This is a genomic window from Pararhizobium sp. LjRoot238 (assembly GCF_964252955.1).
In the GTDB taxonomy this organism is placed as follows: domain Bacteria; phylum Pseudomonadota; class Alphaproteobacteria; order Rhizobiales; family Rhizobiaceae; genus Pararhizobium.
On the sequence record NZ_CAXUPP020000001.1, the window covers coordinates 1,825,402 to 1,848,257 of the forward strand.

A 22,856-nucleotide genomic window follows, 5' to 3' on the forward strand; every position below is an offset into this window, starting at 1 on the left:
GATTGATTTTCACCACTTGCAGAAAAGAGACGTATCGGGTCATAAATGGGACATGACGACGGACGACCTCAAAAACGTGCAGAAGATCGGCTTCATCCTGGTCCCGGGGTTTGCGCTGATGTCCTATGCGTCGGCGATCGAGCCGCTGCGGGCCGCCAATCTTCTGGCTGGCAAAGAAATCTACAGCCTGTCGGCTCACGCGCCGGATGGCGACGTGGCGCGATCGTCGTCAGGAATTCCTGTTCCCTCGCAACCGCTTCCCAGACGCGGTTCCGGCCTGCACACGGTCTTCGTCTGCGCCGGCGGGTCGCCAGTCGATTGGAACGTGCCGGCAGTTCTTGCCTGCCTGCGGCAGTTGGCGCGCGAAGGCGTTCGTATCGGCGGCATTTCCGGAGGGCCTTATCTGATGGCGGCTGCCGGCCTGCTCAAGGATCGAGATTTCACCATTCACTGGGAGCATGCGCCCGCCCTGATGGAGGCCTTTCCGGATCTCGCCCCGCGCCAGGCCCGCTATGTCCTCGACGGCAATCGCATCACCTGCGGCGGCGGCGTCGCGCCGCTCGATATGATGCACGCCCTGATCTCCAAGCGTATGGGATCGGATTTCGCCCGCCGGGTCAGCGACTGGTATCTGCACACCCATGTGGAGGCTTCCAGTGCGCCGCAGCGGGCGTCGCTGGCCGAGCGCTACGGTGTCAACCACCCCGGCCTGCTTACCGTGCTCGAGAAGATGGAAGCGACGATCGAAGCGCCGCTCGACCGCCAGGCCATGGCCGCTTTGGCCGGAATGTCGCCGCGTCATCTGGACCGCCTGTTTTCACGCCTCATGCAGTCGTCTTTCCTGGCGGAATATCGCAAGCTGCGGCTGAACCATGCGCGGCGACTGCTTCTGCAAAGCCCTCTTTCCATTTCAGAAATTGCCTTTGCCACCGGCTTTTCCAGCGCGGGGCATTTCTCACGCAGCTACCGGATCGCGTTCGGAGAGGCGCCGCGGCAAGGACGGCAGGTCGTCCCTGGTGCGCCGGCGAATTAATTTCTTCTCGGTTGAGAAAATTTCACTCTCAGGATAGGCTTCTTTTCCGAAGCGAGTATTGAGGCAGGGCAGGCGAGCATGGTGAAAAAATCAGCGGAAATCGACATTGGCCGGACGACGGATGACGAGCGGCCGGCGCTGAAGGCTGCCTTCTCGCAGGATCCGCATGCGCTACGCGAGCCGAAGGAAAACAACCTCGAAATCGCCATCGGCCATGAAGTCCGCGCCTTCCGCAAGAAGCTCGGCATCACCGTCACCGACCTTGCCACGGCCACCGGCATTTCGCTGGGCATGCTGTCGAAGATCGAAAACGGCAACATCTCGCCGTCGCTGACGACGCTGCAATCCCTGTCCCGGGCCCTTGGGGTGCCGGTGACCGCTTTTTTCCGGCGTTACGAGGAGGTGCGCAACGCCGTTTTCGTCAAAGCGGGCGAAGGGGTCGAACTGGAGCGGCGTGGAACGCGCGCGGGGCATCAATACAACCTGCTCGGCCATATTGACAACAATACTGCTGGCGTAATCGTCGAGCCTTACCTGATCACGCTGACCGCAGATTCCGATACATTCCCGGCCTTTCAGCACGAGGGCATGGAGTTTCTCTATATGCTGGAAGGTGAGGTCGTGTACCGTCACGGCGACCGGCTTTTCACCATGCAGCCGGGCGACAGCCTGTTTTTCGATGCCGATGCACGTCATGGTCCGGAGCAATTGGTGGAATTGCCGATCCGCTATCTCTCGATCATCTCCTATCCGCAGACGCGCGGTGGGATGTAACAGCGGCTCCGTTTTAGAGAAGCAAGGTCGCTGCGCCGATTTCCGGTCCAGCCGCGGCCAATCGTTGATCCAGTGTGCAGAGGGTTGCGCCGTGATCAATGGCCACGGTCAGATGAAGCGCGTCTCCGGCCCGCAGATTCAAGGAAAACTGATCGGCAAGCCGTGCAGCCGTACGAAAATGAAAAGCCGAGATGCTGAGAACTGTGAACGATTCCAATATAATCCGGTTGAAAGCAGCCAGCGCCCGGTTTCGCTGATCGAGTTGCAATTGCCCGGTGCGCATTTTTATCGAGAGGGCAGACGAAAATTCCGTGATTGTCCAATCGCTCATCGTCAGCCGATCCGGCTGTTGCTCGGCCAGCCATTGCTGCATCTTTGCCGTCCCGGCCTCCAGCGTCAATGCAGCGACAAGAACGGAGGTGTCGACATAAAGCATGACATTCCCCGGCCGGCTTCAGGCTAATAACGCTCGCCATCGCGCATTGTGCGCATGAAGTCGCCAGCACTATCGTCTTGTGGCTGCATGCCTTCGGTGACAGATGCGAGTAAGGCGATATCGATGGGTTTTCGGGTCGAAGAAATCGCAGTCAACTGCGCGACCGGTTTCCCTCGGCGAAGTATCCGCACGGTTTCACCGTGCTCCGCCTGGCTGACAAGTTCGCTCAGATGGGATTTGGCATCGGCAAGATTTACGGTACTCACTCTTGTCTCCTGACCATTTAGTTGGTCATATAGCATTTCATTGCAGACTGCGCAACGAAACGCCGGAGACACGGTGATGCTCAGCTTCGAAAATATTGCCTTAAAAGAAAAAAAGTTTCCTCACAGTTGAAATTCTAAACGGCAGCTGCTATCCATCTTTTCAGCAACGAAATGAAGGATCGTCCCCCATGTGCGGAATTGTCGGATTGTTTTTGAAGGACAAGAGCCTGGAGCCCAAATTGGGCGCCATGCTGTCCGATATGCTGGTCATCATGACCGACCGCGGCCCTGATAGCGCCGGTATCGCAATCTACGGGGCACCTTCCGATGGCCGGGCTAAAATCACCGTTCAATCAGCTAAGCCGGCCACGGATTTCGTCGGGCTTGAAGCTCTCCTGAGGCCCGTTGACGCCAGCGTCGCCGTGGAGCTGAAAAGCACGCATGCCGTGATCGAGGCGGATGCCACGCAGGCTGCGGCCGTGCGTAATCTGCTCGCCGAGGTGCGGCCGGACGTGCGGGTCATGGGCTCGGGCGATAGCGTCGAGATCTATAAGGAAGTCGGGCTGCCGAAGGATGTGGTTGCGCGTTTCGGCATTCGTGAGATGGGCGGCACGCACGGCATCGGCCATACCCGCATGGCAACGGAATCGGCCGTCACCACGCTCGGCGCGCACCCCTTTTCGACCGGGGCCGATCAGTGCCTGGTACATAACGGTTCGCTGTCCAATCACAATAACCTGCGCCGCGAACTGGTTCGCGAAGGCATGACTTTCGAGACGCAGAACGATTCCGAAGTCGCCGCTGCCTATCTCACCGCCGAGATGGCCAAGGGCAAGGATTTGGGCCAGGCGCTGACCAGCGCGCTCAACGATCTCGATGGCTTCTTCACCTTCGTCGTCGGTACCAAGTCCGGTTTCGGCGTCGTGCGCGATCCGATCGCCTGCAAGCCGGCCGTCATGGCCGAGACCGATCGGTATATCGCGTTCGGCTCCGAATACCGCGCGCTCGTCAACCTGCCGGGCATCGAAGACGCCCGTGTCTGGGAGCCGGAGCCCGCGACTGTCTATTTCTGGGATCATGAGAAGGCGGCCTGACCATGGACCTCAGCGTAAAACGAGAAAGTCTGGAATTGATGCGCGTTTTCGACCTTGCCACCACACCGCTGCGCGAACTGAACAGCGCGCTGCACACAATTGCCCCCGGCACGAATGACACGCACTTCGAGGTCGTCAATCCGCGCGGCAGCCATGCCGTTGCCGTCGGGATAGACCAGCCGGTCAGCGTGGATGTGCGTGGCAGCGTCGGATACTACTGCGCCGGCATGAATGATGGCGGCACGGTAACCGTTCACGGCTCAGCCGGCCCCGGTGTCGCCGAAAACATGATGTCCGGAACCGTTGTCATCGAAGGCGATGCCAGCCAATATGCGGGCGCGACGGGCCGCGGCGGCCTGCTGGTCATCAAGGGCAATGCGGCCTCGCGCTGCGGCATCTCGATGAAGGGCATCGACATCGTCGTGCATGGCAATATCGGCCACATGTCGGCCTTCATGGGGCAGTCGGGCCATCTGGTGGTTCTCGGCGATGCCGGTGATGCGCTCGGGGATTCGCTCTACGAGGCCAAGCTTTTCGTGCGCGGCGAGGTCAAGAGCCTCGGCGCCGACTGCATCGAGAAGGAACTGCGGTCCGAACATCTGGAGAAGCTTGCCGAACTGCTCGAAAAGGCTGGTGTCACCGATGTGAGGCCGACGGAATTCAAGCGCTACGGTTCGGCCCGCAAACTCTACAATTTCAACATCGATAATGCCGAAGCATACTAAGGCAGGGACATAGAGATGAGCTATCACAACCCTTATACCCCGCCGCGCAAGTCTGCGACCTTCGACGATTACACGCTGGCCGAAATCCGCCGGGCGGCGGCGACCGGCATCTATGACATCCGTGGCGCCGGCACCAAACGCAAGGTTCCGCATTTCGACGATCTGCTCTTCCTCGGCGCCTCGATTTCGCGTTATCCGCTCGAAGGCTATCGCGAAAAATGCGACACAACGGTCGTCCTCGGGTCGCGCTTCGCCAAGAAGCCGATCACGCTGAAAACGCCGATCACCATTGCCGGCATGAGCTTCGGCGCACTTTCCGGCAATGCCAAGGAAGCGCTTGGCCGCGGCGCAACGATCGCCGGCACGTCGACCACCACCGGCGACGGCGGCATGACGGACGAGGAGCGCGGCCACAGCCAGACGCTCGTCTACCAGTACCTGCCGTCGCGTTACGGCATGAACCCGAAGGACCTGCGCCGCGCTGATGCGATCGAGGTCGTGGTCGGCCAGGGCGCCAAGCCCGGCGGCGGCGGCATGCTGCTCGGCCAGAAGATTTCCGACCGCGTCGCCAATATGCGCAACCTGCCGAAGGGCATCGACCAGCGCTCAGCCTGCCGCCACCCCGACTGGACCGGCCCGGACGACCTTGAGATCAAGATCCTCGAACTGCGCGAAATCACCGATTGGGAAAAGCCGATCTATGTGAAGGTCGGCGGCGCGCGGCCCTACTATGACACGGCGCTTGCCGTGAAGGCCGGTGCCGACGTGGTCGTGCTCGACGGCATGCAGGGCGGCACGGCGGCGACACAGGACGTCTTCATCGAGAATGTCGGCATGCCGACGCTCGCCTGCATCCGCCCTGCCGTTCAGGCGCTGCAGGATCTCGGCATGCACCGCAAGGTGCAACTGATCATCTCGGGCGGCGTGCGCTCGGGCGCCGATGTCGCCAAGGCGCTGGCGCTTGGCGCCGATGCGGTTGCTATCGGCACGGCGGCACTTGTTGCCATCGGCGACAACGATCCGCATTGGGAAGAGGAATATCAGAAGCTCGGTACCACGGCCGGCGCCTATGACGACTGGCACGAAGGCAAGGATCCGGCCGGCATCACGACGCAGGACCCGGAACTGATGAAGCGCCTCGATCCGATCGCGGCCGGCCGCCGTCTTGCCAACTACCTCAAGGTGATGACGCTGGAAGCGCAGACCATCGCGCGTGCCTGCGGCAAGAACCACCTGCACAATCTGGAACCGGAGGATCTGGTCGCGCTGACGCTCGAGGCATCCGCCATGGCGCAGGTGCCGCTTGCCGGCACGAGCTGGATCCCGGGCAAGGGAGGGTTCTAACCCTCAAACCACATACGGCCGTCGTCTGATTCCCAAGGCAGGCGGCGGCCATCTCCATGAAACGGTGTCTGAATAATCCAAAGGGGAACACAGTGACACTCGATCTTGCTAGCTTTGCCAAGGACCGCGGCATCAAATACTTCATGATCAGCTATACCGACCTGTTCGGCGGCCAGCGGGCCAAGCTGGTTCCGGCGGAAGCAATCGCCGACATGCAGAAGGACGGCGCCGGCTTTGCAGGTTTCGCCACCTGGCTCGACCTCACGCCCGCCCATCCGGACCTCTTTGCATTGCCGGATGCCTCCTCCGTCATCCAGCTTCCGTGGAAGAAGGATGTCGCCTGGGTCGCGGCCGACTGCGTCATGGAAGACAAGCCGGTCGAGCAGGCGCCGCGCGTCGTCCTGAAAAAGCTGATCGCGGAAGCCGCCAAGGAAGGCCTTCGCGTCAAGACCGGCGTCGAACCGGAATTCTTCCTGATCTCGCCGGATGGGTCGAAGATTTCCGACGAGTTCGATACCGCCGAGAAACCCTGCTACGACCAGCAGGCCGTCATGCGCCGCTACGACGTGATCGCCGAGATCTGCGACTACATGCTTGAACTCGGGTGGAAGCCCTATCAGAACGACCACGAGGACGCGAACGGCCAGTTCGAGATGAACTGGGAATATGACGATGCGCTCCAGACGGCCGACAAGCACTCCTTCTTCAAGTTCATGGTGAAGTCGGTCGCCGAGAAGCACGGCCTTCGCGCAACCTTCATGCCGAAGCCCTTCAAGGGCCTTACCGGCAATGGCTGCCACGCCCATATCTCCGTCTGGGATCTGGAAGGCAAGACCAATGCGTTTGCCGACAAGGAGATGCCTTTTGGCCTTTCGGCCAAGGGCAAGACCTTCCTCGGCGGCATCATGAAGCATGCCTCGGCGCTGGCCGCCATCACCAATCCGACGGTCAACTCCTACAAGCGCATCAATGCGCCGCGCACCATTTCCGGCGCCACCTGGGCGCCGAATTCCGTCACCTGGACGGGTAATAACCGCACCCATATGGTTCGCGTGCCGGGCCCGGGCCGGTTCGAACTGCGGCTGCCGGATGGCGCGGTCAATCCCTATCTGCTGCAGGCGATCATCATCGCGGCCGGTCTCAACGGCATCAGGCACAATGCCGATCCGGGCCGTCACTACGACATCGACATGTACAAGGAAGGGCACACCGTCACCGATGCGCCCAAGCTGCCGCTGAACCTGCTCGATGCGCTCAGGGAATACGACAAGGACGAGGAACTGAAGGTCGCGCTCGGAAAGAGTTTCTCCAGCGCCTACCTGAAGCTCAAGCATCAGGAATGGAACACGTACACGTCCCACTTCACCGAATGGGAGCGGCAGACGACGCTCGACATCTGAGCGCCAGGCGGCTGTGAAGACCAGAAGAGACGGCATGGCCTGTTCCTGCTATCCGATGTCGCTAAACGGATGGACGGGCAGGCCGGCGCCGCGCTAGCTTCCGTTCCATGATGCTGGCCGGGAGGGCCGGCCAATACCTCGAGCCAAGAGACCGATACCGATGAAAAGCTATGTGCTGACTGTTTCCTGCAAATCCACCCGCGGCATCGTCGCGGCGATCACCGGTTATCTCGCGGAGGAAGGCTGCTACATCACCGACAGCTCGCAGTTCGACGATCTGGAGACCGGTCTGTTCTTCATGCGCCTGACCTTCATCAGCCAGGAGGGCGCGACGCTCGACAAGCTGACGGCCGGCTTCGAGGCGGTGAAGACCCGCTTCGGCATGGTCGCCGACATTCGTGACAGCGAGCACCGCATGAAGGTGCTGTTGATGGTGTCGCGCTTCGGCCACTGCCTGAACGACCTGCTCTATCGCTGGAAGATCGGCGCGCTGCCGATCGATATCGTCGGCGTCGTCTCCAACCACTTCGACTACCAGAAGGTCGTCGTCAACCACGACATTCCCTTCCACCACATCCCGGTCACCAAGGCCAACAAGGCGCAGGCCGAAGCCCGCATGATGGACGTGGTCGAGCAGACCGGCACCGAACTGATCGTGCTGGCCCGCTACATGCAGATCCTCTCCGACGCGATCTGCCAGAAGATGTCGGGCCGGATCATCAACATCCACCACTCCTTCCTGCCGTCGTTCAAGGGCGCCAACCCCTACAAGCAGGCCTATGAGCGCGGCGTCAAGCTGATCGGTGCGACGGCGCACTATGTCACCGCCGATCTCGATGAAGGCCCGATCATCGAGCAGGACATCGCCCGCATCACCCATGCCCAGAGCGCCGAAGACTATGTCTCGATCGGCCGCGACGTCGAAAGCCAGGTGCTGGCCCGTGCGGTGCACGCGCATATCCACCACCGCACCTTCATCAACGGCAACCGCACCGTCGTCTTCCCGGCCAGCCCGGGCTCCTACGCGTCGGAGCGCATGGGCTGAGCCACCGCTTTCGCACTGATATTTCTGAACTTTCTGATCCCCGGTCGCGCGACGCCACCGGGGATTTCTGTTTTTTCCATATGACTCAACAATTTGTTCAGTTGTAGCCATGGGCCAGTCTGACAGAATTTGCCGCGTTTTCTGCGTTGCGGCTGCTGCAGTGCAGCAACGAATGCCTCTTGCAATGTTTAGTAAATTGAGTATCACTAAACATATTGCTCAACACGGTTGGAGTGAGGCCGGATGAGCGAAGGGCGGGGAGCCCGGTAAAAATTCAGATTTGATACGGTCCCCGACGGGTGACGGTGGCGCTGGCGCATTTCTCCCACGGCGGAGACGGGCGACTGCGCAAAGGCAGTCGGAATTCCCGAAGACGGCGTGGTGCCGGCTTCTGTATCTGGGAGGAATACATGCGGAAAATGACCAAGGCCCTTTTGGGGGCAACAACCGCGCTGACAATCTCCGCGGCCATGCCGTCGGTGTCGCAGGCGGCGGAACTGACCCTGTGCTGGGCGGCCTGGGATCCGGCCAATGCGCTGGTGGAGCTGTCCAAGGATTTCACGGCCCAGACGGGCACGGACATGAAATTCGAGTTCGTGCCGTGGCCGAACTTCGCCGATCGCATTCTCAATGAACTGAACTCCGGCGGCAAGCTCTGTGATCTGCTGATCGGCGACAGCCAGTGGCTCGGCGGCTCGGCCGAAAACGGCTACTACGTCAAGCTCAATGAATTCTTCGACAAGGAAGGCATCAAGATGAGCGACTTCGCCGAAGCCGCCGTCAATGCCTACGCCACCTGGCCGAAGAGCACACCGAACTACTGGGCGCTGCCCGCCATGGGTGACGCCAATGCCTGGTTCTATCGCAAGGACTGGTTCGCGAAACCGGAGTTGCAGGCGGAATTCAAGAAGCAGACCGGCCGCGATCTGACCGTGCCGGCAACCTGGCCCGAACTGATCGAAACGGCGAAGTTCTTCAATGGCAAGGAGATCGACGGCAAGAAGGTTTATGGCGCGGCCATCTTCACCGAACGTGCGTCGGAAGGCATCACCATGGGCGTCACTCAGGCGCTTTATGCCAACGGCTTCAAGTATGAGACGACGCCCGGCAAATACGACATGGAAGGTGCGGTCAATTCGCCCGACGCCGTGAAGGGCCTTGAGGAGTACAAGGAACTCTACAAGTGCTGCACCCCGCCCGGCTATACCGACGCCTACATGGGCGAAACGCTGGACGCCTTCAAGTCTGGCCAGGCGGCGATGGCGATGAACTGGTTCGCCTTCTTCCCCGGCCTCTACAAGGACGAGAATGTCGGCGGCGACAAGATCGGCTTCTTCGTCAATCCGAAGGGAACGACGGCGGCATCGACACTTGGCGGACAGGGGATGTCGGTCGTCGCCAACACCGACAACATGGACGGCGCGCTTGCCTATATCAAATGGTTCGCGCAGCCGGAGGTGCAGAAGAAGTGGTGGTCGCTCGGCGGTTATGCCGTGCACAATGCGGTGTTGAACGATCCTTCGTTCAAGGACAGCCAGCCGTTTGCCGCAGACTTCCTCGTCGCCATGAACCAGGTGCAGGACTTCTGGCAGGAGCCGTCCTATGCCATCCTTCTGCAGTCGATGCAGAAGCGCATGCATGACTATGTCGTGGCCGATCAGGGTACGGCGAAGGAAGCGCTGGACGGGCTGGTCAAGGACTGGGCCGAAATCTTCGGGGATGAAGGGAAGCTCTGATTTCCTCCCGGTGGGGCCGTCCGGCGCGTGCGCTCGGGCGGCCCTGTTGACGACAGCCATCCCGATTTCAGGTGAAGTCCGTGACCGATACCAATACGACGATACTGGACAAGGCGACCGAGCGCATGGTGCGCGCAACGCCGGTACCGCTTGCTCACCGCGTGCGCGGCCTGTCCGACCGGGTGATTGCCTGGCTTTTCATCGCGCCCACCATCCTGTTGCTGCTCGCTATCAACATCTTCCCGCTGATCTGGGCGGTGCGGCTGTCCTTCACCAATTATCGGGCCAACCGGCCGAATGCGGTCGTCGAAGGCGTGGGCCTGACCAACTACCAGCGGGTTCTCAACGATCCCGATATCTGGATCGCCATGCAGACGACGGCGCATTTCGTGTTCTGGACGATTCTGCTGCAGACGCTCATCGGCTTTTCGCTCGCCTATCTGATCGACCGGAAATTCCGCGGCCACGCCTTCTGGACGACGGTGATCCTCATCCCGATGATGCTGTCGCCGGCGGTGGTGGGCAATTTCTGGCGGTTCCTCTATCAGCCGCAGATCGGCCTGTTCAACTACATCGTCTCCTATGCCACCGGCGTGCCGCCATCCTCGTTCGAAATGCTCGGCTCGGTGTCGCTCGCCCCCTGGTCCATCATCATTGTCGATACATGGATGTGGACGCCCTATGTGATGCTGATTTGCCTGGCGGGCTTAAGATCGATCCCGGACTATATCTATGAGGCGGCCGAGGTCGACCGGGCGTCTGGCTGGCGGCAATTCTGGTCGATCACCATCCCGATGGCGCTGCCCTTCATCATGCTCGCCGTGCTTTTCCGCGGCATCGAGAACTTCAAGATGTTCGACATGGTCATGCTTCTGACGGGAGGCGGGCCCGGATCGACGACGGAGGTCGCCTCGATCACGCTGAAACGCGAGGCCTTCGAAAGCTGGCGGACCGGCCGCGCCTCTTCCTTTGCCATCATCCTCTTCGTCGCCGTCTTCGGTCTCGCCAATATCTACGTCAAAGCGCTGAACAGGGTGAAACAGCGATGAGCAACGCAACCTCAGCCCATTCCGTCGTTGAGCCCAGCATCACGACCAAACGCATCGCCGGCGCAATCGTCATTCTCTATGCGGTGATCACCATGGTGCCGCTGGCCTGGATTTTCCTCACCAGCTTCAAGTCGCCGCCGGATTCGATCAGCTATCCGCCGAAGATCGTCTTTCAGCCGACGCTGGAGGGCTACTGCAATCTCTTCACGACCCGAACCCGCCAGACGCCGGACTATATCCAGTCGCTCGGGCCGCCGACATCGACCTGCGACGAGATCACCCGCAGCCGCAACATGGTAATCGCCGGTCCTTCCAACTATTGGCCACGCTTCACCAATTCGATGGTGATCGCCTTCGGCTCCACTTTCCTTGCCGTCTTTCTCGGTACGCTCGCGGCCTACGGCTTTTCGCGCTTCCGGGTGCCGCTGGCCGATGATCTTCTGTTCTTTATCCTGTCGACGCGGATGATGCCGCCGATCGCGGTCGCGATCCCGATCTATCTGATGTACCGCGAGCTTGGCCTCTCCGACACGGCGCTCGGCATGATCCTGCTCTACACCGCCGTTAACGTCTCGCTTGCCGTTTGGCTGCTCAAGGGCTTCATCGACGAAATCCCGCGGGAATATGAAGAGGCGGCGATGATCGACGGCTACACGCGTCTGCAGGCCTTCCGCAAGGTCGTGCTGCCGCAGGCGACGACGGGCATTGCCGCCACGGCGATCTTTTGCCTGATCTTCGCCTGGAACGAATATGCCTTCGCAGTGCTTCTGACGTCGGGTTCGGCGCAGACGGCGCCGCCCTTCATTCCGACGATCATCGGCGAGGGCGGCATGGACTGGCCGGCCGTCGCCGCCGGGACGACGATCTTCCTCGTGCCGATCCTCGTCTTCACCATCCTTCTGCGCAAGCAGCTGTTGCGCGGCATCACGTTCGGAGCGGTGCGGAAATGACCATGGACACGACGAAAACCGCGAAGAAACGGCCTTTCTTTCTCCGACGGGGGCCGATGGAGAATATCGCGACGGCGCTGATCGCACTCGGCTTCCTGATGCTGTTCCAGCCGTTCGCGCTGGCGCTCTACACCTATTCGCTGGTGACGCTTCTCGCAGGCACCGTGATGTTCATCATCGTCTCGAAATTTCCGGAGTGAACCATGGCTGAGATCCGGATCGAAAACCTGCGCAAGCAATTCGCCGATTTCGTCGCGGTGGAGGATTCGAGCTTCACCGTCGGCGACGGCGAGTTCCTGGCGCTGCTCGGGCCATCGGGCTGCGGCAAGACGACGACGCTGCGGATGATCGCCGGCCTGGAACTGCCGACCAGCGGCAAGATTTTTCTCGACGGTGAAGACGTAACCTTCAACCGGGCAAGCGCCCGCGATATCGCCTTCGTCTTCCAGCTCTTTGCCCTTTATCCACATATGAACGTGCGCAAGAACATCGGCTTTCCGCTGCTGTCGCAGGGCGTTCCGAAGGCGGAAATCCGGTCGCGGGTGGAAGAGACGGCGAGGCTTCTGCAGATCAGCCATATTCTCGACCGCCCCGTGTCCGGACTGGCCGGCGGCGATCGGCAGCGCGTCGCGCTCGGGCGGGCGATCGTGCGCAGGCCGAAATGCTTCCTGATGGATGAGCCGCTCGGCACGCTTGACGCCGAATTCCGCGACGTGATGGTGCACGAGCTGCGCGAGCTGCACAATCGCATCCACGCCACCACCGTCTATGTCACCCACGACCAGCACGAGGCGATGGCGATGGCCGACAAGATCGCGGTGATGAATCACGGCATCATTGAACAGTTCGGAACGCCGCAGGAGATCTACAGCCGGCCGGTTTCGATGTATGTCGCCGATTTCATCGGCTCGCCGCCGATGAATTTTCTGAAGTTTACGGCGGGCGTTCGGAAGGGCAGCCGCTCGGTTTCGCTGGATGGTGTCGAGATCACTTTGCCCGAGGTGCATCAGGATCTCGCGGTTAGCGAACTGGCGCTCGGTGTCCGGCCGGAGCATATCCGTTTCAGTGACAGTTCGCCTTTGCGCGGCTCGGTCTACGGCGCGGAATATCTCGGCACCAACCAGATCGTTGCTGTCGAGACGGCCAAGGGGCTTCTCAAGGCGCGTGTGCCGGCCGACCGGACATTCCGGATCGGCGAAACGGTCGGCCTCGAACTCAACAGCGAAAAACTATCGCTGTTCGACTGCGCTTCCGGCCGCGCCGTCAAATCATCTCTCTATGCGGAGGCCCGTCATGGCTGAGGTATCCCTCCAGAACATCAGCAAGTCCTTCGGCGAATCCGACGCTGTGCGTAACCTGACACTGACCATCCGCGACGGCGAATTCGTCGTGCTGCTGGGCCCGACCGGAGCCGGAAAGACGACAACCTTGCGGCTGATCGCGGGCCTGGAAAAGCCGGATCGCGGCCGGGTGTCGATCGGCGGGCAGGACATGGCGGGTGCGGCGCCGGCGGGGCGCGATGTCGCCTTCGTCTTCCAGCAGTACTCGCTCTACCCGCATCTGACGGTCTATGAGAACCTTGCCTTCCCCTTGCGTTCGCCGGCGCGCCGTCTGAGCGCCGATGAAATCGACCGGCGCGTCCGCGACGTGGCAAAGATGGTGCGGATCGACCACAAGCTCGAAAATCGCTCGACCCGTCTGTCGGGCGGCGAGATGCAGCGTGTTGCCATCGGCAGGGCATTGGTGCGCAAGCCGGCGATCTATCTGATGGACGAACCGCTGTCGTCGCTCGATGCCAAGCTGCGGGCGGAGTTGCGGCTGGAACTGAAACGCATCCAGAATGAACTCGGGTCGACGCTTCTCTACGTCACCCATGACCAGATCGAGGCGATGACGATGGCAGACCGGATCGGCATCCTCAAGGATGGCGAACTGGTTCAGCTCGGTACGCCGCGCGATATCTACAGCAATCCGGTCAACCTGCATGTCGCGGCACGGCTCGGCCAGCCGCACATTAATCTCATCCCGGAAGGGCTCGTCCCCGGCGGGCGGCCGCCGATGGGGACGAAGACGATCGGAGCACGGACCGAGCATCTGGAAATTCGCGCCGCGAACGGCAATGCCAATGCCGAGATCGACTGGATCGAGCATCTGGGCGACCAGAGCCACCTGCATATGCGCATATCCGGCCACAAGCTGGTAACACTTGCCAATCCTTATGTTCCGGTCAGTCCCGGCGACAAAATCATGCTGACCTTGAGGGATCCACTCTATTTCGGCGCTGACGGACAACGGCTTGTATAAACAGAAACGGGAGGTTGCATCCCTCTAGCGCAAGCGGAAGGATGCGGAACGAAAAACGGACTGGATGAGCCCCATGAAACATTTCTTCAACCGCAGGGAAAACATCGTCATCGAGGCTCTCGACGGTCTGTTGCGGACCGCCGCGCCCGGAACGCTTGCCCGGCTCGACAGCTATCCCGATATCAAGGTGATCATGCGTGCCGACTGGGACAAGTCCCGCGTCGCAGTGATTTCTGGCGGTGGTGCAGGGCACGAGCCGTCCCATGCGGGTTTCGTCGGCAGGGGCATGCTGACGGCGGCCGTCTCCGGCGAAATCTTCGCTTCTCCCAGCGTCGATGCCGTCCTGACCGCGATCCGGGCGGTGACCGGAGCGCCTGGCTGCCTGCTGGTCGTCAAGAACTATACCGGCGACCGGCTGAACTTCGGCCTGGCGGCGGAAAAGGCGCGCGCCGAGGGTTTCGAGGTCTTGATGGTCATCGTCGCCGACGATATCGCCCTGCCGGATATTAACCAGCCGCGTGGCGTCGCCGGCACGCTCTTCGTTCACAAGATTGCCGGTCATCTGGCCGAACGCGGCGAGAGCCTCGCCACCGTCGCCGCCGGAGCGAAGGCGGCCGCGGCCGATATCGTTTCGCTCGGCGTCTCCTATTCCTCCTGCTCCATTCCCGGCCGGCCCTATGAGGATCGTCTGGGTGAAAACCAGGGCGAGCTCGGCTTGGGCATCCATGGCGAGCCGGGAGTGGAAAAGATAACCGTCCAGCAGGCCGACAGCATTGTCTCTATCATGACGGAACGCTTGTCGGCGGCGATGAAGCCGGATGGGCTGTATGCGCTTCTCATCAACAATCTCGGTGCCGTTCCGCCGGTGGAAATGTCGCTGATCGCCAACGCGGTGCTCTCCTCTCCGTTTGCAGGCCGGGTTGCCCTTGCGATCGGACCGGGACCGATGATGACGGCGCTGAACATGAACGGCTTCTCCTTGTCCCTCATCCGACTCGACGCCGAGCGCGAGGCAGCGCTTCTCTCTGATGTCGCACCTCACGCCTGGTTGCCGGCGGTCGTGCCGCATTCCGTTGCCATCGTGCCTGCCCCGAAGGCCGAAAGCTTGGCGGCAACGGCTGTGGCAAGCCATGATGCAGAGACCGGGCGTGTGCTTGCCGCCATCTGCGACCGGTTGATTTCGCTTGAGCCGGAGCTGAACCGGCTGGATGCCAAGGCCGGTGACGGCGATACCGGATCGACGGTTGCCACCGGCGCCCGCAGCATCCTGGCGCAAACGAGCAGTCTGCCCCTTGCCGACAGGGCAGCGCTTTTTGCTGTTATCGGCGATACGCTTTCGACCGCGATGGGTGGTTCGAGCGGCGTCCTTCTGTCGATCTTCTTTACTGCGGCGGGCAAGGCGAGCGGGGACAGGAGGGGCCTTGCTGCATCCCTGCTCGCCGGGCTCGAGCGCATGACCTTCTACGGCGGCGCTCATCCGGGCGATCGCACCATGGTCGATGCGCTGTCTCCGGCGCTTCATGCAATGGCAGTGGGCGGTGTCCGAGCCGCAGCCGATGCTGCCCGCAAGGGGGCCGAAGCCACCAAGGCGATGCGCAAGGCGAAGGCAGGCCGCTCCGCCTATATCGGCGAGAGTGATCTCGACGGGGTGATGGACCCGGGCGCCCATGCCGTGGCCGAGGTTTTTGCGGCTGTCGCCGGTATCCTGGAGCCCGCATGATCCTTGTCCGCGCGCCGAACTCTGCCATCGATCAAGCGGCCCTGATTTGCCGCGTGATCGAGGCTTGCCGGAATGTGGTTGCGGAACACGAAACCCATCTATGCGACCTCGATCGTGCGATCGGCGACGGCGATCATGGCACCAATATGCGGCGCGGGCTGGAGGCTCTGGCGGCGGAGAGCCGGCAGCTTGCCGCAATGCCAGTCTCCGAAGCGATGATTGCCGCAGGCACGATCCTGGTGATGAGCATCGGCGGCGCAGCCGGACCGCTCTATGGCACGCTGCTCATGGAGATCGGCAAGGGCCTGGCTGCCGAGCCGCTGCCAGCAAAATTTCCTGATGTCTTTCAACAGGCCGTGGCCGCCGTCGCGCGGCGCGGAAAATCGTCCCCCGGAGAGAAAACCCTGCTCGACGTTCTTTATCCCTTCAGCGCGGCGATGATAAGGGGCGCGCCTCTCCAGCACCTTGCGGAAAAAGCTCAGGGTTTTGCCGATAGGACCATCGACATGAAGGCCATGCGCGGGCGCGCCTCGTTCCTTGGCGAGCGGTCGGTCGGGCATATGGACCCTGGTGCAGCCAGCTGTGCGCTTCTTTGCCAGACCGTCTGCCGTGAACTGGCACAGGCAGGTGCGGCATGACGAACAGGAGCGAGAATGTCGGCATCGTCATCGTCTCCCATTCGCCGCTTGTGGCAAGGGGCGCTGCCGACATGGTGCGCCAGATGGTCGGTGACAGCGTGCCGCTCGCCTGGTGCGGCGGCAATCCGGCCGGCGGTCTGGGCACCGACCCAGGTGCGATCCTCAAAGCGATCGAGGAGGCCTGGTCGGACGCCGGAGTGGCGATCTTCGTCGATCTCGGCGGGGCGGAAACCAACAGCGAAATGGCGATCGAAATGATCGGCAAGGCGCGGGCGGCACGCATCGTTATCTGCAATGCGCCGATCGTCGAAGGGGCCGTGATCGCCGCCGCGGAAGCCTCCGGCGGGGCATCGCTGGCAAAGGTGGTGGCGACAGCGCAGGAGCTTTCCCCGTCATGACGGACAAGCGACACGGCGTCTATGGGGCAACGGGTTCTGCGGGTGGTCACGCCTCCGTCGAATTGCAGATTACGCATGGCGTCGGCCTGCATGCGCGGCCTTCGGTGACCTTTACCCGGCTTGCCAAATCCTTCCCCTGTGTGATCGAGATCGAGGTCAATCGCTCCGGCCTCTGGCTCAATGCCAAAAGCATCGTCAAGGTCATGGGCGCGCGCATCCGCAAGGGATCGACGCTCAGGATCAGGGCGCATGGCCTGAGGGCCGATGAGGCGATCTCGGTTCTCGAAGCGTTGTTCGTCAACGATCTTGGCGAGGAAAGACCACATGTCCGGGGCGCTTAGGCTGCAGGGTCAAGGCAATGGCCAAGGGCATGCGATTGGTCCGGCGCACGTGCCTTCGGAACCGTGGAACCCCGTCGACGGCGGCGTGTCGCCTTCGCTGGAATTCGATCTTCTCAGAAGTGCGATTGATGAGGCCGCCAGTTCCCTCGAAGATTTGATGGCGCGGACCGATCGGTCGAGCGCGAACATCCTCGAATTCCAGGTCGAGATGTTGCGCGATCCGGTGATCGGCGACATGGCGGCCGAGCATATCGCCGAGGGACAGAATGCGGCGCTCGCCTGGGTGACGGCTCTCGAGGAATATATTGCCGGGTTCGAGCAGTCGGAAGACGACGATATTCGGGCGCGGGCAGTCGATGTCATCGATATCCGCGATCGGGTTCTTCGCATCCTCGAAGGCAGGCCGCCTGCCGACTTTCCCAAGGGATCGATCTTCGTCGGCAAGGACATGGCGCCCAGTCTTTTTCTCGCCCATGACTGGACCGGGGGCGGTGGCATTGCGCTTGCAGCCGGAAGCACGGCAAGCCATGTGGCGCTGCTTGCCCGCGCCAAAGGGGTGCCGATGGTTGTCGGTGTCGGCGGCCTTGCTATCGAGCCCGCGGCCCCGGTTCTGGTTGACAGCGGCACCGGTCTCGTCATCGTACATCCAGGCGGTGCCGATATCGCAATCGCGGCGATGGGAGAAAAAACGGCGCCGGAGATACCGGCCCGGTTTGAGCTTCCATCCTTCGCCGGTCGTCCAGCGGGCCGCTTGGAGGTCTTGGTCAACATCAGCGATATCGCCGAGATTCATGGCCTCGACTCGAGTGTCTGCGACGGCATCGGGCTGTCGCGAACGGAGTTTCTCCTGTCGGCGGCCGCGGATCTGGCGAATGAGGAAAAGCAGTTCCACCTCTATGTCGAAATGTTGGATTGGGCCGCCGGCAAGCCGGTCACCATCCGTCTTTTCGATCTTGGCGGAGACAAGCCGCTCGGTGGGTTCGGTCTCGAGGAGCGCAATCCCTTTCTCGGTCTGCGCGGTATCCGCCTCCTTCTGGCGATGCCGGCGATGCTCAGGATCCAGGCCCGGGCGCTTTTACGGGCTGCGGCATTGGGGCCGCTGAAGGTGCTGTTGCCGATGGTCACCTTCCCCAGCGAGGTTGAGGATACGCGCCGGGTTTTCGAGGAGGAAGCGGCGGGCCTGCTCCGGCGAGATATCGACATAGGGGTTCTCGACATCGGCATGATGGTCGAGGTTCCGGCTGCGGCGATCATGCTTGACACGTTCGAAGCGGCCGACTTTTTCTCGCTCGGCACCAATGATCTCGCGCAATTTCTGACGGCTTGCGCGCGCGATAACGTTTCCGTCGCGAACTTGTACGATCAGGCAAACCCCGTCTTGTTGCGGCTGATCGCACAGACGGTCAGGATCGCGCATGACATGGACAAACCGATCGGTATCTGCGGAGACCTCGCCGGTGACCCCGCATTGCTGCCGTCGCTGATCGCGAGCGGCATACGGCAGATTTCCGTTGCTCCATCACAGTTGCCTGCCGTAAAGGCGGTGCTGGCGCAGGCAAGGATGGAAGGCTGACATGGCACGCGACGTAAGCGAAGATGCCATCACGGCGTACAAGGCTATCCTCTCCGCAATCATCGACAACCGGCCCTCCGGCACGCGCCAGCGTCTCGCGGCGGCGTTGGGCAAACATCGCAGCTTCGTCACGCAGATCACCAGCCCGGGCTATGCCACACCGCTGCCGGCACGGCACCTGGCGACGATCTTCCAGGTCTGCCATGTCAGCAAGGCCGAGCAGGACCGTTTCCTCGAAGCCTATCAAGTGGCGCATCCGGGCAAGTTGCCTGATCTCGGCCATGCCGGCGGCCTCCGGCAATTGACGCTGATGGTCGCTGATTTCGGTGACGAACGGAAAAACCGGATGCTTGACGAGGCCGTCCAGGATTTCATCCAGAGGATCGTCCTTCTGTCCGGCGAGGGAGACTGAGATGCTCTCCCATTCGTTCGACCTTGGCATCGTGCTCACAACGCCACTGGAATATTCTCCCCGCTCGGGTAGCATTGCTGCTGGGAGCCGAAGATGAAAAAATTCATGAACGGCGCCGGGACGCTGGCGCAGGATTGCCTGGAGGGGTTCGTTGCCGCGCATGGCGATATCGTTCTGTTCGGCGAGGGGAAGAAGCACGTCCGCCGCCGTGTGCTGAAGCCGGGCAAGGTCGCGGTCATTTCCGGCGGTGGCGCTGGCCATGAACCGATGCACACCGGCTTTGTCGGTCACGGCATGCTGGATGCTGCCTGCACTGGATATGTCTTCACCTCACCAACGCCCGACCAGATTTTGAGCGCGATCCGCGAAACGGACAGCGGCGCAGGCACGCTGTTGATCGTCAAGAATTACGATGGCGACGTGATGAATTTCGAGATGGCCGCCGAAATGGCGATGGCTGGCGGAACACATCGCATCGAGACGGTCATCGTCAATGACGATATCGCCGTCGAGCGATCGGCGCGGGGGACGGGCCGGCGCGGTGTCGCAGGCACGCTCGTCGTCGAAAAGGTCGTTGGGGCTGCCGCGCAGGGCGGTGCCGATCTGCAAGAGTTGAAAGCGCTCGGCGAGACCGTCGTCGCCGCAACGCGGACGATGGGCGTGGCGCTCAAGGGCACGACGGTGCCGCAGACCTCGCGCGAAACCTTCGTGCTCGGGCCGAACGAGATGGAAGTCGGCGTCGGCATCCATGGGGAGCCCGGCCGCTCGCGCGACCAGATGAAAGATGCATCGGCGATCGTCGATCTGATCTGCGGACATATTCTTAAAGACTTCGGTTCGCTCGATGGACAATCGGTCCTGCTGTTCGTCAACGGTCTCGGCGGAACGCCGTTGTCGGAACTCTATCTTGTCTTTGGTCTCGCGCAGGTCTTTTTCGAAGGGCATGGCGCGACGGTCGCCCGCAGCCTTGTCGGAACCTATGTCACATCGCTCGATATGGCCGGCGTGTCGATTACGGTCACTGTGCTGGACAAACGCCTGACAGCGCTTTGGGATGCGCCGGTTCTGACCGCATCGCTGCGCTGGTAATCAGACTGGCGGCGCGATTTCGATCGGCGTTCCATCGGAAAAGCGGCTGAAGCGGAACGGCGAGGGATCGACGATTGGCGTGTTGCCCGTGACCAGATCGGCAGTGAGGTGCCCCGCACCTGGGCCGATGCCGAAGCCGTGGCCTGAAAAGCCCGTTGCGATAACCAGCCCGGGAAGACTGTCGAGCGTGGAAATCACCGGGACTGCATCCGGTGTGACATCGATCAGGCCCGCCCAGATCTGCTCCACTTTCGCATCGCGCAGCACCGGCAGGGCTTCCGTGGCCGCCCGGAGCGCGTTCAAGACGGCTCTGCCATCTGGTTTCGGATCGAGAATCCGGTGCCGTTCGAATGCGCCGGGCCGGTCGAGGGGGACGGCGGCGGTTTCGAACAGTTCCTGCCAGCTTCGAGCGCTGAGACCCAGTTGCACCGCGTCGCGCTCGGCCTTCCTGGCGGGTTGAAAATCGCGGAAGAAGGCAAAACTGTCCGGCACCAGCGCATGCATGTTAATGCCGCCATTGGCGATGGTATAGCCGCCGTCCAGCCGCTTCCGATAGGCAAAGGTCGCGGCGGCACCCGCGCCATCCGGCCCTCGGTTCACCGCGCTGGTGCGCAGCACCGAGTTACGCACTTTCAGTTGCGGCAGCCGGATGCCAAGCCCCTTGCAGAACAGACGCGACCAGGCGCCGCCGGCGAGCACGACGGCGGACGTCTCGATGCGGCCCTTCTCGGTGATGACGGCGCTGATGCGGCCAGCGCTTTTTTCGATGCCGCGTACGGCGCAGCCTGTCACGATGCGGGCACCGGCCCGGCGCGCGCCCATCGCAATCGCCGGCACTGCCTTTTGCGGTTCTGCGCGGCCATCACTTGGCGTGTAGAGCGCGCCCTTGTACCGCCGCCCGGAGCCCAGCATTACGGCAGCCGTCTCGTCGGGGCCGATCTGGCGCGTGTCGAGCCCGTGGGCCTGAGCAAGTTTCAGCCAGGCATCGCGGTTGGCGATATCCGTTTCGTTCTCGGAGATATAGATAATCCCCGAACGGTGGAACCCGGTCTGACCGCCGATACGCGCATCGAGCCCGTCCCAGATTTTCAAGGATTCGATCGCCAGCGGAACTTCCCGCCGGTCGCGGCCCATGACCCGGACCCAGCCCCAGTTGCGGCTCGATTGTTCGCCGCCGAGAACGCCCTTTTCACACAGCACGACATCGATGCCGCGTTCGGCAAGGAACAGCGCGGTGCTTGTCCCGATGATGCCGCCGCCGATGACGACGACGCCGGCTTTCTTGGGCAGGATGTGATCGGTTTCAATCGGGTCGAGTGTCGGTCCGGGCATGTGAGTTGATTTCCAGTGTCAGAGGAGAGCCTGTCCGATTTGCACCGGATATTGCCGGCGTTCAAGTCGCGAAGACTTGCTGAGCCCGGGTCTGCTGCCAATCAGTCGTGAGGCAATGTGAAGGCGTCGCTTTCGCCTTCAATCAGTTCTTCCCGCCAGATCTTCCGCAGTTCCGCGTTCGGGTAAAAATGGCTGAAAGCCGGCATCGTCGCCAGCAGCGTTTCGGCGAGCGCGATGCCGAGATCGCGTCGCGAAAGGGCAAAGCCGGTGAGGCTCGGCGACAGAAAATGCGATTGCGGGCTGTGACGCCCGATAATGGCAATGTCGCGCCCCGGCTTCAGGCCGGCTTCGTTCAATCCGCGATAGAACCCGATCGCATTGGTTTCGTTGACCAGCACGATTGCGGTCGGTCTGTCCTTCTTCGAGAGCAGATCACGGGCAATCTGATATCCGCCTGCCTCGTTGGGCGTCGAGCGGAAGATGAGATCGGGATCCAGGGAGAGGCCATGCGCGGCAAGTGCGCTGGCGGCCTGGTCGACGAAGAGATAGCCGAGATTTGTATCGTCATGGGGCCGGGTGACTGCGATTCGCCGGTGGCCCTTTGCTACCAGCCTGTCGATCCCGGTTTGCGCCATGCCCTCGAAATCGAGATCGAGCCAGGGCTGACCGACATCGGTTAGGCTGCGCCCGAGCGTTGCGAAGGGGATCTTGCGCTTGGCCAGGAACTCCAGCCGGGGGTCGTGCCGCTGGGTCGCGGAGAGGATGAGACCATCGGCGAAGCCGCGGGCGACCACGCGCCGGAGGTAGTCATCCGGGTCTTCCTCGGACGAGCAGAGGAGTGCGACGAGATCGAGATGATGGCGGGCGAAGACCGTCTGCACACCGTCGAAAACGCTCATGAAGAAGGTGTCGCCCTGACCGGTGATCTCGGCTCCGGTCTGCATCATGAAGCCGATGATATTGGTGGTGCCCTGGCGCAGGCTGCGGCCGGACTGGTTGGGCACGTAGCCAAGTTCGGCTGCGGCCTCGAGCACCCTTTTGCGCGTTTCCTCGTTCACGTCCGGCCGCCCGTTCAGCGCCCGCGACACGGTTCCGATGGAAATGTCCAGATGTTGTGCAAGCCTGCGTATGCCCGTCATTCCAGCCGCTTTCAACGTGCGATCTCGGTATGCCCGATGTCCATCTATTGACACGTTT

The 22,856-nt window shown here is 61.8% G+C and carries 24 protein-coding genes; 20 read left to right on the top strand and 4 right to left on the bottom strand.

Features of this window, described 5'->3' with window-relative positions; translation table 11 throughout:
- Positions 1 to 52 precede the first annotated feature (52 nt).
- Together ACSQ3F_RS08935 and ACSQ3F_RS08940 are read left to right on the top strand one after the other, a co-directional pair.
- Positions 53 to 1,033 (top strand): GlxA family transcriptional regulator, encoded by a 981-nt coding sequence (locus ACSQ3F_RS08935; RefSeq protein ID WP_436099885.1) that lies wholly within the window; start codon positions 53 to 55, stop codon positions 1,031 to 1,033.
- 78 nt (positions 1,034 to 1,111) lie between these two features.
- Positions 1,112 to 1,807: a helix-turn-helix domain-containing protein gene (locus ACSQ3F_RS08940; RefSeq protein WP_436099886.1), complete on the top strand. Its 696-nt coding sequence runs from the start codon at positions 1,112 to 1,114 to the stop codon at positions 1,805 to 1,807.
- 13 nt (positions 1,808 to 1,820) lie between these two features.
- On the opposite strand, the gene ACSQ3F_RS08945 is transcribed toward ACSQ3F_RS08940, so the two are convergent.
- Together ACSQ3F_RS08945 and ACSQ3F_RS08950 are read right to left on the bottom strand one after the other, a co-directional pair.
- A complete protein-coding gene (locus ACSQ3F_RS08945) occupies positions 1,821 to 2,243 on the bottom strand; it encodes a type II toxin-antitoxin system VapC family toxin (protein ID WP_436099887.1) in 423 nt (140 codons plus the stop codon).
- A 23-nt stretch (positions 2,244 to 2,266) separates the two neighbouring features.
- A complete protein-coding gene (locus ACSQ3F_RS08950; protein ID WP_436099888.1) occupies positions 2,267 to 2,509 on the bottom strand; it encodes a type II toxin-antitoxin system Phd/YefM family antitoxin in 243 nt (80 codons plus the stop codon).
- 188 nt (positions 2,510 to 2,697) lie between these two features.
- Between ACSQ3F_RS08950 and ACSQ3F_RS08955 the strand changes: the two genes are divergently transcribed.
- The 18 genes from ACSQ3F_RS08955 (at position 2,698) to dhaK (ending at position 20,327) form a co-directional block, all read left to right on the top strand.
- Positions 2,698 to 3,603, top strand: a complete 906-nt coding sequence (locus ACSQ3F_RS08955; RefSeq protein WP_436099889.1) for a class II glutamine amidotransferase — start codon at positions 2,698 to 2,700, stop codon at positions 3,601 to 3,603.
- 38 nt (positions 3,604 to 3,641) lie between these two features.
- Positions 3,642 to 4,328 (top strand): protein GlxC, encoded by a 687-nt coding sequence (locus ACSQ3F_RS08960; RefSeq protein WP_436099890.1) that lies wholly within the window; start codon positions 3,642 to 3,644, stop codon positions 4,326 to 4,328.
- A gap of 15 nt (positions 4,329 to 4,343) precedes the next feature.
- The gene (locus ACSQ3F_RS08965) at positions 4,344 to 5,672 is read left to right on the top strand and encodes an FMN-binding glutamate synthase family protein (protein WP_112847196.1); all 1,329 of its coding nucleotides are present in this window, start codon (positions 4,344 to 4,346) and stop codon (positions 5,670 to 5,672) included.
- Positions 5,673 to 5,764: 92 nt separating this feature from the next.
- The gene (glnT, locus tag ACSQ3F_RS08970) at positions 5,765 to 7,072 is read left to right on the top strand and encodes a type III glutamate--ammonia ligase (RefSeq protein ID WP_436099891.1); all 1,308 of its coding nucleotides are present in this window, start codon (positions 5,765 to 5,767) and stop codon (positions 7,070 to 7,072) included.
- A gap of 160 nt (positions 7,073 to 7,232) precedes the next feature.
- A complete protein-coding gene (gene purU / locus ACSQ3F_RS08975; RefSeq protein WP_436099892.1) occupies positions 7,233 to 8,117 on the top strand; it encodes a formyltetrahydrofolate deformylase in 885 nt (294 codons plus the stop codon).
- Between the two features lie 410 nt (positions 8,118 to 8,527).
- Positions 8,528 to 9,853 (top strand): ABC transporter substrate-binding protein, encoded by a 1,326-nt coding sequence (locus tag ACSQ3F_RS08980; protein WP_436099893.1) that lies wholly within the window; start codon positions 8,528 to 8,530, stop codon positions 9,851 to 9,853.
- 125 nt (positions 9,854 to 9,978) lie between these two features.
- Positions 9,979 to 10,902, top strand: a complete 924-nt coding sequence (locus ACSQ3F_RS08985; protein WP_436102089.1) for a carbohydrate ABC transporter permease — start codon at positions 9,979 to 9,981, stop codon at positions 10,900 to 10,902.
- Entirely contained in the window at positions 10,899 to 11,852 is a 954-nt protein-coding gene (locus ACSQ3F_RS08990) for a carbohydrate ABC transporter permease (protein ID WP_115156193.1), read from the top strand. Before ACSQ3F_RS08985 ends, ACSQ3F_RS08990 begins: the two co-directional genes overlap by 4 nt.
- Positions 11,853 to 11,854: 2 nt before the next feature.
- Positions 11,855 to 12,052 (top strand): hypothetical protein, encoded by a 198-nt coding sequence (locus ACSQ3F_RS08995; RefSeq protein WP_436099894.1) that lies wholly within the window; start codon positions 11,855 to 11,857, stop codon positions 12,050 to 12,052.
- 3 nt (positions 12,053 to 12,055) lie between these two features.
- Complete coding sequence (locus ACSQ3F_RS09000) at positions 12,056 to 13,153, top strand: ABC transporter ATP-binding protein (RefSeq protein ID WP_436099895.1); 1,098 nt, start codon at positions 12,056 to 12,058, stop codon at positions 13,151 to 13,153.
- On the top strand, positions 13,146 to 14,156 hold the full coding sequence (locus ACSQ3F_RS09005; RefSeq protein WP_436099896.1) for an ABC transporter ATP-binding protein: 1,011 nt from the start codon (positions 13,146 to 13,148) through the stop codon (positions 14,154 to 14,156). The genes ACSQ3F_RS09000 and ACSQ3F_RS09005 overlap by 8 nt, the downstream gene beginning before the upstream one ends.
- A gap of 73 nt (positions 14,157 to 14,229) precedes the next feature.
- Positions 14,230 to 15,876 carry a dihydroxyacetone kinase subunit DhaK gene (locus tag ACSQ3F_RS09010; RefSeq protein WP_436099897.1) on the top strand — a complete coding sequence of 549 codons (1,647 nt, stop codon included), beginning with the start codon at positions 14,230 to 14,232 and terminating at the stop codon, positions 15,874 to 15,876.
- A complete protein-coding gene (gene dhaL, locus ACSQ3F_RS09015; RefSeq protein WP_436099898.1) occupies positions 15,873 to 16,514 on the top strand; it encodes a dihydroxyacetone kinase subunit DhaL in 642 nt (213 codons plus the stop codon). The genes ACSQ3F_RS09010 and dhaL overlap by 4 nt, the downstream gene beginning before the upstream one ends.
- Positions 16,511 to 16,912: a dihydroxyacetone kinase phosphoryl donor subunit DhaM gene (dhaM, locus tag ACSQ3F_RS09020; protein ID WP_436099899.1), complete on the top strand. Its 402-nt coding sequence runs from the start codon at positions 16,511 to 16,513 to the stop codon at positions 16,910 to 16,912. Before dhaL ends, dhaM begins: the two co-directional genes overlap by 4 nt.
- The gene (locus ACSQ3F_RS09025; protein ID WP_436099900.1) at positions 16,909 to 17,253 is read left to right on the top strand and encodes an HPr family phosphocarrier protein; all 345 of its coding nucleotides are present in this window, start codon (positions 16,909 to 16,911) and stop codon (positions 17,251 to 17,253) included. Before dhaM ends, ACSQ3F_RS09025 begins: the two co-directional genes overlap by 4 nt.
- Positions 17,237 to 18,826: a putative PEP-binding protein gene (locus ACSQ3F_RS09030; RefSeq protein ID WP_436099901.1), complete on the top strand. Its 1,590-nt coding sequence runs from the start codon at positions 17,237 to 17,239 to the stop codon at positions 18,824 to 18,826. Before ACSQ3F_RS09025 ends, ACSQ3F_RS09030 begins: the two co-directional genes overlap by 17 nt.
- 1 nt (position 18,827) lies before the next feature.
- Positions 18,828 to 19,238 carry a hypothetical protein gene (locus ACSQ3F_RS09035; protein ID WP_436099902.1) on the top strand — a complete coding sequence of 137 codons (411 nt, stop codon included), beginning with the start codon at positions 18,828 to 18,830 and terminating at the stop codon, positions 19,236 to 19,238.
- Positions 19,239 to 19,331: 93 nt separating this feature from the next.
- Complete coding sequence (dhaK, locus tag ACSQ3F_RS09040; RefSeq protein WP_436099903.1) at positions 19,332 to 20,327, top strand: dihydroxyacetone kinase subunit DhaK; 996 nt, start codon at positions 19,332 to 19,334, stop codon at positions 20,325 to 20,327.
- Here the strand turns inward: dhaK and ACSQ3F_RS09045 are convergent, their stop codons facing one another.
- Positions 20,328 to 21,659 (bottom strand): NAD(P)/FAD-dependent oxidoreductase, encoded by a 1,332-nt coding sequence (locus tag ACSQ3F_RS09045; protein ID WP_436099904.1) that lies wholly within the window; start codon positions 21,657 to 21,659, stop codon positions 20,328 to 20,330.
- Between the two features lie 101 nt (positions 21,660 to 21,760).
- Entirely contained in the window at positions 21,761 to 22,798 is a 1,038-nt protein-coding gene (locus ACSQ3F_RS09050) for a LacI family DNA-binding transcriptional regulator (protein ID WP_436099905.1), read from the bottom strand.
- Positions 22,799 to 22,856: the final 58 nt, after the last annotated feature.